At 69.4% G+C, this 12,440-nt stretch carries 11 protein-coding genes and 1 tRNA gene; 11 read left to right on the top strand and 1 reads right to left on the bottom strand.

The window, feature by feature from the left end; all coding sequences use genetic code 11:
- Positions 1-164: 164 nt before the first annotated feature.
- The 6 genes from IF09_RS40720 to IF09_RS0127350 all read left to right on the top strand — a co-directional run bounded on the left by IF09_RS40720 (position 165) and on the right by IF09_RS0127350 (position 6,918).
- Positions 165-713: a hypothetical protein gene (locus IF09_RS40720; RefSeq protein ID WP_234321171.1), complete on the top strand. Its 549-nt coding sequence runs from the start codon at positions 165-167 to the stop codon at positions 711-713.
- Positions 713-2,131: a WXG100 family type VII secretion target gene (locus tag IF09_RS44955; protein WP_051832965.1), complete on the top strand. Its 1,419-nt coding sequence runs from the start codon at positions 713-715 to the stop codon at positions 2,129-2,131. The genes IF09_RS40720 and IF09_RS44955 overlap by 1 nt, the downstream gene beginning before the upstream one ends.
- A 21-nt stretch (positions 2,132-2,152) precedes the next feature.
- Positions 2,153-3,334: a type VII secretion-associated serine protease mycosin gene (mycP, locus tag IF09_RS0127365; protein ID WP_234321170.1), complete on the top strand. Its 1,182-nt coding sequence runs from the start codon at positions 2,153-2,155 to the stop codon at positions 3,332-3,334.
- 48 nt (positions 3,335-3,382) lie between these two features.
- Complete coding sequence (locus tag IF09_RS0127360; RefSeq protein WP_030299948.1) at positions 3,383-3,805, top strand: hypothetical protein; 423 nt, start codon at positions 3,383-3,385, stop codon at positions 3,803-3,805.
- Positions 3,806-3,816: 11 nt separating this feature from the next.
- Positions 3,817-6,132 carry a hypothetical protein gene (locus tag IF09_RS0127355; RefSeq protein ID WP_030299946.1) on the top strand — a complete coding sequence of 772 codons (2,316 nt, stop codon included), beginning with the start codon at positions 3,817-3,819 and terminating at the stop codon, positions 6,130-6,132.
- A gap of 117 nt (positions 6,133-6,249) precedes the next feature.
- Positions 6,250-6,918, top strand: a complete 669-nt coding sequence (locus IF09_RS0127350) for a hypothetical protein (protein WP_030299944.1) — start codon at positions 6,250-6,252, stop codon at positions 6,916-6,918.
- Positions 6,919-6,975: 57 nt separating this feature from the next.
- On the opposite strand, the gene IF09_RS0127345 is transcribed toward IF09_RS0127350, so the two are convergent.
- Positions 6,976-7,047, bottom strand: a tRNA-Cys gene (locus IF09_RS0127345).
- Between the two features lie 179 nt (positions 7,048-7,226).
- Here IF09_RS0127345 and IF09_RS0127340 point away from each other — a divergent pair.
- The 5 genes from IF09_RS0127340 to IF09_RS0127315 all read left to right on the top strand — a co-directional run bounded on the left by IF09_RS0127340 (position 7,227) and on the right by IF09_RS0127315 (position 12,377).
- Positions 7,227-8,693: an MFS transporter gene (locus IF09_RS0127340; RefSeq protein ID WP_030299942.1), complete on the top strand. Its 1,467-nt coding sequence runs from the start codon at positions 7,227-7,229 to the stop codon at positions 8,691-8,693.
- Between the two features lie 70 nt (positions 8,694-8,763).
- Positions 8,764-8,961, top strand: coding sequence for a hypothetical protein (locus tag IF09_RS0127335; protein WP_030299940.1), 198 nt, complete (start codon positions 8,764-8,766; stop codon positions 8,959-8,961).
- Positions 8,961-9,329: a type II toxin-antitoxin system death-on-curing family toxin gene (locus tag IF09_RS0127330; protein WP_030299937.1), complete on the top strand. Its 369-nt coding sequence runs from the start codon at positions 8,961-8,963 to the stop codon at positions 9,327-9,329. The genes IF09_RS0127335 and IF09_RS0127330 overlap by 1 nt, the downstream gene beginning before the upstream one ends.
- 145 nt (positions 9,330-9,474) lie before the next feature.
- Positions 9,475-11,259, top strand: coding sequence for a DEAD/DEAH box helicase (locus IF09_RS0127325; protein ID WP_030299935.1), 1,785 nt, complete (start codon positions 9,475-9,477; stop codon positions 11,257-11,259).
- Positions 11,260-11,738: 479 nt separating this feature from the next.
- Positions 11,739-12,377 carry an IclR family transcriptional regulator gene (locus IF09_RS0127315; protein ID WP_030299934.1) on the top strand — a complete coding sequence of 213 codons (639 nt, stop codon included), beginning with the start codon at positions 11,739-11,741 and terminating at the stop codon, positions 12,375-12,377.
- Positions 12,378-12,440 lie beyond the last annotated feature (63 nt).

Genomic DNA, 12,440 nt, shown 5'->3' with positions numbered 1-12,440 from the left:
GTGACTCCCATTGCACGTGCAACCCCGAGCTTGGGACTGTCGGAACCGGTCGCTAGAGTGATCGGTAAGACGTAGTACGTGCGCGTGCGAACGGGTGCGAACGGGGACGGGGCGCGGCGGAAACGCTGCGCCCACGGGGATTTCGGGGAGTCGGGGAGGCCATCGTGGCAGAGGAGAAGGCGCCGGGCGGGCTGGCGGGGCTGGGTGGCCTCAGTTCGGGCCTGGCGGATGCGATCAGGAGGCAGGCGGTCTCACAGCAGGCCGCGGCCGACCTGAAGATCGAGCACGACACGCTGTCGGAGTACCAGAAGATGGTCGATGACCTCCTGGACGACCTCACGGGCTCGGCTGCGGACCACAAGAAGCTGGCTAACAACACCCTGCCGGCAGCCAAGCTCGGCTCGGGCTTCCCGGAGGCCGACGCCCTGTTCAAGTCGTACACGACGGTCGTGACGGAGCTGGAGAAGCTCTCGAAGGGCCTGGGCGGACTCATCGAGGCCATGGGCATTGCGATCCTGTCGGCGGGCAACGGCTACACCGACGTGGACTACGAGACGAAGCGTCGGATGGTCGCTCTGGCGCAGACGGCGGAGGCGCAGTACGACCCGAAGCGCGACCCGTATGTCGAGGAGCAGCGCAAGCTGGAAGCCTCGAAGCACCATGGTTCCGAGACTCCCGGTTCGGACGGCAAGCCGAAGGGGGCTGACTACTAATGGCGACGAATTTCGAGGGTTACTCGCACCAGAAGCTGCGCGAGATGCGGGCCTCACTGGACCCGACGGCGGTCAAGGACCGTGCCGACCGCCTGCAGAAGGCGTCCGAGGACATCGCGAAGATCGCTGAGAAGCTGAAGAACCACCGGGTCACCGGGTGGGAGGGCGAGGCGGCAACGGCCTTCCAGGAATGGGTGGGCCGGGCGGGCAACGCGACGCTGCGACTGAGCGAGTACAGCGCGACGGGCGCGAAGTGGATGGGCGACACCGTCCAGAAGATGATCGAGGCGCGGGACATGCCCGCCTACGACACGAAGGCCGCCGAGAACCTGGAAGCGGCCCGCAAGGCACACAACGACCCGGACGCGCAGCAGATCGCCAGCCAGGAGCGGAGCAAGCTCGACGCGGATCACCGTGAGTCGATCAGGTTGATGAACAACCTGGCGCAGTCGTACGAGCTGTCGTACGGCGAGATGAACAAGGCGGAGATCCCGACGTTCCCGCCGCCGCCGGCGGCGATCGTTCCGAGGGACGTCTCCATGGAAGGCGACCTGGCTCGCCCGGGGGGAGGTTCGAGTTCAGGTAACTCATCGCACGTGTCCTACGCGCCTGGCAACACGGGGTCCGAGAACGAGCAGGGTTGGGGACCAAGCCATCAGTCAAAGGCGGACAGCACTGCGCCCCAGACGACGGTGCACCCGTCCTTGCCCGGGATCCCGGACCGTGACGTAGACGTGGACCTTGACCACGTTGCAACCCTGCCGTCTCCCTCGACGACCTTGCCCCCGACGACGGGCACACCGGTCCCCAACCTCCCGGTGGGCCCTGGCCCCGGACCCGTTGTCCCCATCCCGCCTGTGGGCCTTCCACCAGTCACTGGCAAGACGGGCCCTGGCCCCGGCCTAGGCAAGGCCCCGACCCTCGGTCCCGGCGTCAGCGGTCCCGGCAGGGCCAATCCGATCTCAGGTTTGTCCCCACGGGATTCCGGCATCATGGGCGGACGCGCCGTACCGACCAGCGGCCCCAACGCGGGAATCCCGCGCGGCACGGTCATCGGAGGCGAGGGCACGCAGACCGGCCGCGGCATGATGGGCGGCGGCCCTCACGGTGGTGGGGGTGCCCACGCCGGCGGTCTGGGTGGTACCCCGGCGCGTCGGCTGGCCTCGGAGCCGGGCGGCATCGTGGGCGGTCGTCAGTCTGTGGCGGGCGGACGTCTGGCGACCGGCGGTCAGCCGTTCACCCAGGGCGGCTCGGGCCTCGTACGCAACGGTGGCGGCGCCATGGGCCACGCAGGTGCCGGTATGCGGACTCCGGGCAGTCGTCGCGAGGACCAAGGCGGCGAGCGCCCGGACTACCTGGTCGAGGACGAAGAGACCTGGCAGGGCAACCGTCGTGTTGCTCCGCCGGTGATCGACTGAGAAGAACGGACGTTGTACGAGATGCACATGCGCAAGGCGACCGCGGCCTTTATCGGCCTGCTGCTGGCCGGGGTCGCCGCGACCCCGGCCCACGCGGAGACCATTCGCTCGAAGCAGTGGCATCTCGACACCATGAAAGCCGAAGATATCTGGAAGATCAGCAACGGCAAGGGGGTTACTGTTGCGCTGATCGATTCCGGTGTGAATCGCATTCCGGAACTTGAAGGACAGGTCTTGTCCGGTAAGGACTTCGTCCAAGGGGATGGTGCAGGCGACGAGCGGAAAGATCTCAGTAGCCACGGCACGAGCATGGCCTCGATCATCGCCGCTACCGGGAACCATCCCAGCGGTGACGGCGCCTTTGGCCTTGCGCCTGGTAGCAAGATCCTTCCGATCCGTGTTCCTGACATGTTGGAAGGGGCAGACACCCCATCGTGGGTTGCTGCAATTCGCTATGCGGCGGACTCGGACGCCAAGATCATCAATATCTCTCTCGCCTACCCCGGCACTCCGAAGGACGACGAATCTCGTCGGGAAGCCGTGAAGTATGCGCTCTCCAAGGGAAAGTTGATCTTTGCTGGTGCTGGTAACAGTGGAGATACGACTAACAAGATCATGTACCCTGCCGCGACCCCCGGAGTAGTGGCCGTCGGCGCTTTGGACTCCAAGGGCGAACCGACCAAGGAGTCGCAGCACGGCGCTCAGCTTGACATGGCGGCACCCGGTATGGACATTGTCACGGCTTGCGCAGGAAAGACCGGACTCTGCACCAGCCACGGCACCAGCGACGCAACCGCCCTAGCCTCCGCCTCCGCCGCCCTCCTGTGGTCCGCGCACCCCGACTGGACCAACAACCAGGTCCTCCGGGTCCTCCTGAACACCGCCGGCAAGCCGACGGACGGCTCTCAGCGCAACGACTACATCGGCTACGGCATCGTCCGGCCCCGGATCGCGGTGCCCAACCCCGGTGACCCCGGGCCGGCCGATGTGTACCCCCTGCCCGACCTCGCTGCTGCCGACGCGGCCAAGAACCCCTCGCCGTCCACCGACGGCAAGGCGTCCGGCTCCGCGGCCCCCAAGCCGGCGCCCCAGGCCGACGAGCAGAAGAGCGGCAGTTCCCTTCCCTGGATCGCCCTCGGTCTGGGAGCCTGCGTGCTCATCGGTGGCGCCGTCACCGCGGTGGTCATACGCCGCAACAGATGACGACGGCTCACCACTGATTGGACCTTCTCTTTCACAGGAGTTCACGCGATGTCGTTCGACGAGGAATGGTCGGCGGCACGCGCCACGGCCTCCGCCAACGTCTCCATGCGGCTCAACCACGTACCCGTCGAGCCCGGCGGCGGTGGCGGCGGTGACTTGGAGCTCAACCAGGACCACATCGGCGCCATCGGCACCGAGGCGTACAAGCTGCACTCGCGGCTCCAGACGGACGGCAAGCACGCCGCGACCGCCACCGGCGAGGCCGCCGGGGCGCTCACGAAGGAGAGCTTCGCCAGCGGGGCCGCACTGCTGAAGCTCAACACCACGTGGGAGAGCCAGGTGAAGACCCTCGTGGCCGCCTGCGCGAACATCTCGAACGGCCTCAACTACTCGCTCAAGTCCCACGCCCGGGAAGAGCAGCAGTTGCACGCCGACTTCACCACGTCCGCGATCGACAAGTACCTCAAGTAGGCGGCGCCTCCATGCTGACGTACGAGAACGTGATGAACGCTCCCCTGGACAAGCTCCAGACGGCGGTCACGGACTGGAAGGCCATGGCCGACAAGCTGGACGAGATGGCCGAGGCCGCTCGAAACGGCATGAAGGCCAAGGCCGACAAGGCCGAGTGGAGCGGGGTCACCGCCGGCGTCGGGCGGGCGTTCGTCGACAAGACGGCCAAGGAGTTCGAAGACGCGGCCAAGGAGGCCAAGGGCGTCCACCAGCTCCTCAGCGACGGCCACACCACCATCAAGACGGCTCGCGACGCGCTGAAGAAGGCCGTCGACGAGGAGGCCCCGGCCGCCGGGTTCCGCGTGGACGCGGCCGGCAAGGTCACGGCCGTTCCGATGGATCCGAAGACCGAGTACGCGGCGCGCCACGACCCGGACTACGCGGAGTTCAAGCGCAAGCAGGAGGAGAACCGCAAGGCCTGGCAGGCGAGGGTGGACCGGCTCGTCGAGGACTGCGCGGATGCCGACGACTCCCTGGCCCGCGCGCTGCGTACGAACGTCGCGGACGACCACGACTTCACCGCGCCGAAGTACACCACCCTGGACGCCGAACAGGCCGACCGGGCGGCCGAGCTGATGAAGAAGCTCAGCAAGGAACCGGGCGGCGTGGCCCGCCACCCCGAGATGCTGCGCGAGCTGGAGGACCTGCTCGACGACAACCGCGACGACGCCGAGTTCGCGCCGGACTTCTACCGCAAGCTCGGCCCCGAAGGCACCCTCGAGGCGTACGCGAAGCTGTCCATCGACGCGTCGACGTTGGGCAATGTGGGCAAGGACCGGCTGGCGATGGTCGGCAACATCCAGAACGACATGGGCGCGATGCTGGGTCTCGCGACGCAGAAGAGCTCGCCGAACCACCTGGATGCGGCGTGGACGACCGGCCTGATGAAGGCCGGTCGCAAGGAGATGCAGGTCACCGGCGACCTGACCAGCAGGATCTACGGTTACCAGGCGCTGGGCGCGCTGCTCCACGAGGGCAAGTACGACAAGGAGTTCCTGACCTCGGTCGGCCGCGACATGGTGGCGTTCGACCGCGAGAACCCGAAGGCCTGGGAGCACGGCGCCCCGTACGACCCGAAGACGGTGCTCAGCCAGGGCAAGGACGGCAGCCGGGGCTTCTACCCGCTGACGGGCCTGATGGACGCGATGTCCCACAACCCGGACGCGGCGACGGCCTTCTTCAACGAGCCGGTCCGCCAGGACAGCAACGGCGACGGCATCGTCACGACGGCCGACAAGGCGGTGTCCGGGCAGCACGGCAAGGCGCGGGGCATGGTCGACTACATGCTCGACAAGGAGTCCTGGGCCGACGCCTTCGACCGGACGCCCGCACACCCCTACGGCGAAGCGGGCCCGGCCCAGGAGGCCCTCGGCGGCGCCCTCGAAGCGGCCGTCTCGGGCCGCGTCCCGGGCGACGAGGACGCGAAGCCGGTCCCCCACACCAAGGAAATGACGGCGATCATGGAACGCGTCGTCGAAAAGATCGGCGACGACCCGTCCCTGGTGGCGCCGGACCCGGAGGACAAGGACAAGGCTCCGAAGCTGGGCGCCATGGCCGGGCACTTCGGCAACATGGCGGCGGAATACATCCCGGACCTCCAGGCGTCCGCCGAGAACGGCGGCAACCAGATCAAGGTCACCGGTGACATGGCGGAGTTCAACAAGTCGACGATGTCCCGATTCCTCGGCGCGGTCGGCCAGGACCCGGGGGCCTACGGTGCCATCACGAACGCCAATCAGGCGTTCACCGGGGTCCTCATCACCGACGTTGTCCAGCATCGCGGAGGCAATGACCTTCTGGACGCGGCTGTGGAGAACGCCGTGCAGCCCGGCGGACAGATCGCGGGCATGCTGACGGAAGCGCGCGCCCAGAACATGCACGCCGAGACCGCCCACACGAACGAGGAGTACGTGAAGGGCGTAGAGGACGGCGCCAAGTGGATCAACCGCGGTATTTCGGCCGTGGGCGGCAAGTACCTAGAAATGGTGCCGGTCGCCGGTGATGTCGTGGAATGGGTCCAGGAAGACGTCACCGAGATCTTCGTCGAGGACGCCAAGGAGAAGGGCAAGGAGAACACCGCCAAGACCGAAGCGGGCGTGTCGAAGATGTACGCGGACGCCGAAGGCCGCACGAGCGATGCGGCCAGCAGGGCTGTACTGCATGCGGCTGCCGGCTCGGGTCTGTCAGAGAAGGAGATCGACACCCTCGCGGGTGTGGCGTCCAAGGAATCGGCCGTCGCGCATTCGGTGGGCCGTGACTTGGTGGACAGCTCGAAGGGGGCATCTTGATGTCCCCTTCGAGGTCGGGGCGAGCCGACGGCATGCCGCACCTGGGCCGGGAGACGGGCGCGCAATGTACGTTCGGCTGCCCAAGGATGACCAGGACTTCCCCCACGAGGAGCTGAAGTGCGCGCTCTGACGGCGCCCGCCGCCCGCGTCGCAGTACTCGCCGTGCTCGTGACCCTGCTCGCGGGATGCACCACCTCGGATCCCGAGCCCAAGGCGTCGCTTTCGGCGAAGCCTCCGGAGGTGGATCCGACGCAGGCGTGCCCAGGGTTGATCACAGATGCCGCCGGCAAGGCCCTCACTGCGGTGTTGCAGTCCTCGCATTTGGTCAACGACGATGCGCAGAGCGTCGGCGTCACGGCCATGGGCAAGGCCCTGGAGGAGTCCTTCCGCGCCGGGTCGAAGGCAGGGGAGGTCGCCGCTCCCGCGTGCACGGTTACCGGAACCGTGGGCGGGGGGAAGAGGGTCGGCGAGATTCGCCTCGCCGCCAAGCGCGGGAACACCGGCACACCAGGAAGTGACCAGAGGGGTGTCCGGGTGACGCGCGCCGACAAGGAGCGAGGCGTGGCCTTCGACTGCGTGAGTACCCGCGTCGGCTCCACCCGCGACATGCCGCTGCGCATCACGGCTTTCTACACGGACCGGTCCCGAAGCAGCAGGGGAGACGCCGTACTGGGTGAGGACTACCTCGTCCTCGCCCACTCCGCCGCGGTCGCGATCGCCAAGGAACTGGGGTGTGAGGGCGGCGGCGGACTGCCCGAGAGCGCCTCTGCCCTCCCGGCGTCTTGACGTACTGCTGACGGACAAAGAGAAGGCCGCCCAGGGGAGCCTGAGCGGCCTTCGGAGAAGCCGTGACCGGAATCGAACCGGCGTAACTCGCTTTGCAGGCGAGTCCCTCAACCACTCGGGCACACGGCTGTGGGGTGGTTACGGGTATGACCGTACGAGGGGTTCCGAGGGGTGGGAAGAGGGGCGTGGGGGCTGCAATATGACTGCCATGCTGCGTTCATGGCTGTGGGGCCTAGGTCTCGCGGACCAGTGCGGGATCCGCCGAAATGACAGGGGCGCAACCCCGGCACGCGCCTTACTCTGGGGCGATGAGTGCCCTCGAACCCCGTGTGCCACAGCGCAATGCTTCGCCGGTCCCGCCCCGAGCCCAGGGCGGGATTCTGGGGTCCGCGTACCGGACGCTCAGTATCGGGATCATCTCCGTCATCTTTCTGATCGCCTTCGAGGCGACCGCGGTGGGGACGGCCATGCCCGTCGCCGCGCGGGAGCTGGAGGGGATCGGGCTGTACGCCTTCGCCTTCTCCGCCTACTTCACCACCAGCCTCTTCGGGATGGTGCTGTCCGGGCAGTGGGCCGACCGGCAGGGGCCGCTGGGGCCGCTGACCGTCGGGATCGGGGCCTTCGCCGCCGGGCTGGTGCTGGCGGGGACCGCCGGGGGCATGTGGGTGTTCGTCCTCGGGCGGGCCGTGCAGGGGTTCGGCGGGGGGCTCGTCATCGTCGCCCTGTACGTCGTGGTGAGCCGTGCGTACGAGGAGCGGCTGCGGCCCGCGATCATGGCCGCGTTCGCCGCGAGCTGGGTGGTGCCGTCCATCGTCGGGCCGCTGGCTGCGGGGACCGTGACCGAGCACCTCGGCTGGCGCTGGGTGTTCCTCGGCATCCCGATGCTGGTCGTCGTGCCGCTGGTGGTGGCCCTGCCGGCGATACGGCGGACCGCGTCCGGGCCGGTGGATCCGGACGCGCCGCCCGCCGCCCCCGACCGGCGGCGGATCCGGCTGGCGCTCGGGATCTCCGTCGGGGCGGGCTTGTTGCAGTACGCCGCCCAGGATCTGCGGTGGCCGTCGCTGCTTCCGGCCGTGGCCGGTACGGCGCTGCTGGTGCCCGCCGTACGGGGGCTGCTGCCGCGCGGGACCTACCTGGCGCGGCGGGGTCTGCCATCGGTGGTGCTGCTGCGCGGGGTGGCCGCGGGGTCGTTCATCGCGGCGGAGAGCTTCGTGCCGCTGATGCTGGTCACCCAGCGGGGGCTGAGCCCGACGCTGGCCGGGTTCTCGCTGGCGGCGGGCGGGGTGACCTGGGCGGGCGGTTCGTGGCTGCAGTCGAAGGGGCGGATGGCGCCGTACCGGGAGCGGCTGATGGTCGCCGGGATGGTGCTCGTGGCCTTCGCCATCGCCACGGCCCCGGCCGTGCTGATCGAGTCCGTGCCGGTGTGGACGCTGGCCGCCGCGTGGGCGGTGGGGTGCCTGGGGATGGGGCTGGTGATCGGTTCGACGAGCGTGCTGCTGCTGGAGCTTTCGGCGCCGGAGGAGGCGGGGGCCAACTCCGCTGCGCTGCAGATCTCGGACGCGCTGGCCAATGTCGTGCTGCTGGCGGCGGGCGGCGCGGCGTTCGCCGCGCTGGGCGGGGGAGCGGTGGGGGCGGCGCATGCCGTGGCCGCCGAGGGACCGGGCTCGCACCCCGCCGCGTTCCTGGTCGTGTTCCTGCCGATGGCCGCGGTGGCGTTGGCGGGGGCCTGGGTCGCGACCCGGCTCGATCCGCCGACCGCCTCGGCGGGGGACTGAGGCGTCCGCCGGCCCGGTATCGACGGGGGGCGGGTCCCTCGACGCGAAACCGCCTGACATCCGTTGGTGCATGGCCGGTCTCAACGTCAAATTCACCGAAGAAGAGCTGGCCGCCCTGCGTGAGCGCGCGGAGGCGGAGGGCCGCAGCATGCAGTCATTCGCCCACGACGCGGTCATCAAGGCCATAAACGAACACTCCAGGCTGTTCAACGAGGCGGCGGAGCACGTTCTCAAGGCGAGCGCGGAGCTGAACAGGAGGCTCGCCTGATGCACTACCTCACGCTTCCCGAGCTGCTAAACCTCGCGGAGCGTCTTGGTGCGAACGAGGTGCGCGATTACGGACTGCTCGACTCTGCTCTGGCGCGCCCGCAGGCGATCGTGTTCGGACAGGACGCCTACCCGGACGTCTGGCAGAAAGCCGCAGCGCTCATGGAGTCACTGGCCCGCAACTACGGGCTGGTCGACGGAAACAAGCGCATCGCCTGGTACGCGACCTGGGTCTTCCTGCACATGAACGGCCATCCGCTTGACCGGGCGTTCGACGTGGACGAGGCCGAGCAGTTCGTGCTGGACGTATGCCAGGGGGCCTTGGACGTCCCCAAGATCGCAGCGCAGCTGCCGAGGTTCGCGGGCTGAGAATCCGGGTCGGATGTGACGCTCACCGCACCCGCCGAGGTCACGGGCCTGTCCCTCCGCGAGGGGCCGGCCGGCCCCGGTAAGGTGGCCCGGTTGTCCTACGTACGACCACCGCGCCCGCCGCCGAGAGCCCGAACCGGAGACCGTGACTACTACCGCCTCCCACCACCTCTCACCCGCCTTCCCCGGCCGTGCCCCCTGGGGTACCGCCAGCAAGCTGCGCGCCTGGCAGCAGGGTGCGCTGGACCGGTACGTGCAGACCCAGCCGCGGGACTTCCTCGCGGTCGCGACGCCCGGCGCAGGCAAGACGACCTTCGCGCTGACGCTCGCGTCCTGGCTGCTGCACCACCATGTCGTGCAGCAGGTGACCGTCGTCGCGCCGACCGAGCACCTGAAGAAGCAGTGGGCCGAGGCCGCCGCCCGGATAGGCATCAGGCTGGACCCGGAGTACTCCGCCGGGCCGCTGAGCAAGGACTACCACGGGGTCGCCGTCACGTACGCGGGTGTGGGCGTGCGGCCGATGCTGCACCGCAACCGCTGCGAGCAGCGCAAGACCCTCGTCATCCTCGACGAGATCCACCACGCCGGTGACTCGAAGTCCTGGGGCGAGGCCTGCCTCGAGGCCTTCGACCCGGCGACCCGGCGCCTCGCGCTGACCGGTACGCCCTTCCGGTCCGACACCAATCCCATCCCGTTCGTGACCTACGAGGAAGGGAACGACGGGATCCGGCGGTCGTCCGCCGACTACACCTATGGGTACGGGAACGCGCTGGGTGACGGCGTCGTCCGGCCCGTGATCTTCCTTTCCTACAGCGGCAACATGCGCTGGCGCACCAAGGCCGGCGACGAGATCGCCGCCCGGCTCGGCGAGCCGATGACCAAGGACGCCATCTCGCAGGCCTGGCGCACCGCGCTGGACCCGCGCGGCGACTGGATGCCGAACGTGCTGCGCGCCGCCGACCAGCGGCTGACCGAGGTCCGCAAGGGCATCCCGGACGCGGGCGGGCTCGTCATCGCCTCCGACCAGGACTCGGCGCGCGCGTACGCCAAGCTGATCCGCGAGATCACCGGGACGAAGGCCACCCTGGTGCTCTCCGACGACACCGGCGCCTCGAAGAACATCGACACCTTCAGCGGGAACGACGACCGCTGGATGGTCGCGGTCCGGATGGTGTCCGAAGGCGTCGACGTGCCGCGCCTCGCGGTCGGGGTGTACGCCACGACCATCTCGACGCCCCTGTTCTTCGCGCAGGCCGTCGGCCGTTTCGTACGGTCGCGCAGGCGCGGCGAGACGGCTTCCGTGTTCCTGCCGACCATTCCTTATCTTCTGGGCTTCGCGAACGAGATGGAGGTCGAACGCGACCACGTCCTCGACAAGCCGAAGAAGAAGGGCGAGGACGACCCGTACGCCGAGTCCGAGAAGGAGATGGACGAGGCGAACCGGCAGGAGGACGAGGACACCGGCGAAGACGAGCAGATGTCCTTCGAGGCGCTGGAGTCCGACGCCGTCTTCGACCGGGTGCTGTACGACGGCGCCGAGTTCGGCATGCAGGCGCACCCGGGCAGCGAGGAGGAGCAGGACTACCTCGGCATCCCCGGGCTGCTGGAGCCGGACCAGGTGCAGATGCTGCTGCAGAAGCGGCAGTCGCGGCAGATCGCGCACAGCCGCCGCAAGCCGGACGCGGAGGCGGACCTGTTGGAGCTGCCGGCGGACCGGCGCCCGGTGGTCTCGCACAAGGAGCTGCTGGAACTGCGGAAGTCGCTGAACACGATGGTGGGGGCGTACGTCCACCAGAGCGGCAAGCCGCACGGGGTGATCCACACGGAGCTGCGGCGGGTGTGCGGCGGGCCGCCGAGCGCGGAGGCGACGGCGGGGCAGCTGCGGGAGCGGATCAAGAAGGTGCAGGAGTGGGCCACGCGGATGCGGTAGCCCGGTGCCCCCGGTGCCCCGGTGGCCCGCCCCCGGTCGCCTGTTCGTACGGTCGTCCCGTCCCCGGTCCCGCGGATTTCTACGGACTGTGACGCCGGGTCCGTGCGGAGGTTCGCACGGGCCCCGGTCACGTTCCGTGTCCGTCCGCGGGTCCGCGTACGGCGCTGCGGGGGCCGCGGACGCGGCACCGGCGTCGGGGGATCGCACAGGCGCCGTCGGCGGGCCGAGGCCACGAACCGGCTCCGCGGGCGCTCCTGAACCGGCATAAAGGGGTAGTTGGCGCCCGGATTCTGGACGAGGCCTTCCGCTGAGCGGACCCGCTCGCTACTGTCCCCGCATCGAACGCCCCGTGGCAGCGCCGCCGCGGGAGCGCAGCCGGTGCCATGGCCGCTACCGGCGGCCTCTCCGTGCGTCGCCGTGGGACCGGCGTCGTTCCATCCCGAGAGTCACCGCCGCTCACCGAGAGAGGGAGAGGCGTCGTGACCGCGGAAACCTCCCAGACTCTGGACCGAGGACTCAGAGTCCTCAAACTGCTCGCCGACACCGACCACGGTCTGACCGTCACCGAGCTCTCCAACCGCCTCGGTGTGAACCGCACCGTGGTCTACCGCCTGCTGGCCACCCTCGAGCAGCACGCCCTCGTCCGCCGCGACCTCGGCGGCCGGGCCCGCGTCGGGCTCGGGGTGCTGCGGCTCGGGCGGCAGGTGCACCCGCTCGTGCGCGAGGCGGCCCTGCCGGCGCTCCGGTCCCTCGCCGAGGACATCGGCGCCACCGCGCACCTGACCCTCGTGGACGGCACCGAGGCGCTCGCCGTGGCCGTCGTCGAGCCGACCTGGACCGACTACCACGTGGCCTACCGGCCCGGATTCCGCCACCCGCTGGACCGCGGGGCAGCCGGGCGGGCCATTCTGGCGGCCCGTCAGGGCACGCTCACCGAGCCCGGCTACACGCTGACCCACGGAGAGCTCGAAGCGGGCGCCAGCGGCGCGGCGGCGCCCCTCGTGGGCATCACGGGACTGGAGGGCAGCGTGGGCGTCGTGATGCTGGCCGACGCCGTGCCCGAGCGGGTCCGCCCTGCGCTGACGTTCAGCGCCGAAGCGCGCCACGCCCTGCGCTGACGTTCAGCGCCGAAGCGCGCCACGCCCTGCGCTGACGTCCAGCGCCGAAGCGCGCCACGCCCT

The organism is Streptomyces katrae, assembly GCF_000717655.1.
In the GTDB taxonomy this organism is placed as follows: domain Bacteria; phylum Actinomycetota; class Actinomycetes; order Streptomycetales; family Streptomycetaceae; genus Streptomyces; species Streptomyces katrae_B.
Note: the sequence above shows the minus strand (reverse complement) of the source record. Positions and strands in the feature narration are given on the sequence as shown.

What these genes read in the sequence shown, in the direction of transcription:
- mycP (WP_234321170.1), top strand. Translation starts at nt 2,153, where the DNA reads ATGCACATGCGCAAGGCGACCGCGGCCTTTATCGGCCTGCTGCTGGCC.
- IF09_RS0127340 (WP_030299942.1), top strand. Translation starts at nt 7,227, where the DNA reads ATGAGTGCCCTCGAACCCCGTGTGCCACAGCGCAATGCTTCGCCGGTC.
- IF09_RS0127355 (WP_030299946.1), top strand. Translation starts at nt 3,817, where the DNA reads ATGCTGACGTACGAGAACGTGATGAACGCTCCCCTGGACAAGCTCCAG.
- IF09_RS44955 (WP_051832965.1), top strand. Translation starts at nt 713, where the DNA reads ATGGCGACGAATTTCGAGGGTTACTCGCACCAGAAGCTGCGCGAGATG.
- IF09_RS0127330 (WP_030299937.1), top strand. Translation starts at nt 8,961, where the DNA reads ATGCACTACCTCACGCTTCCCGAGCTGCTAAACCTCGCGGAGCGTCTT.
- IF09_RS0127360 (WP_030299948.1), top strand. Translation starts at nt 3,383, where the DNA reads ATGTCGTTCGACGAGGAATGGTCGGCGGCACGCGCCACGGCCTCCGCC.
- IF09_RS0127335 (WP_030299940.1), top strand. Translation starts at nt 8,764, where the DNA reads ATGGCCGGTCTCAACGTCAAATTCACCGAAGAAGAGCTGGCCGCCCTG.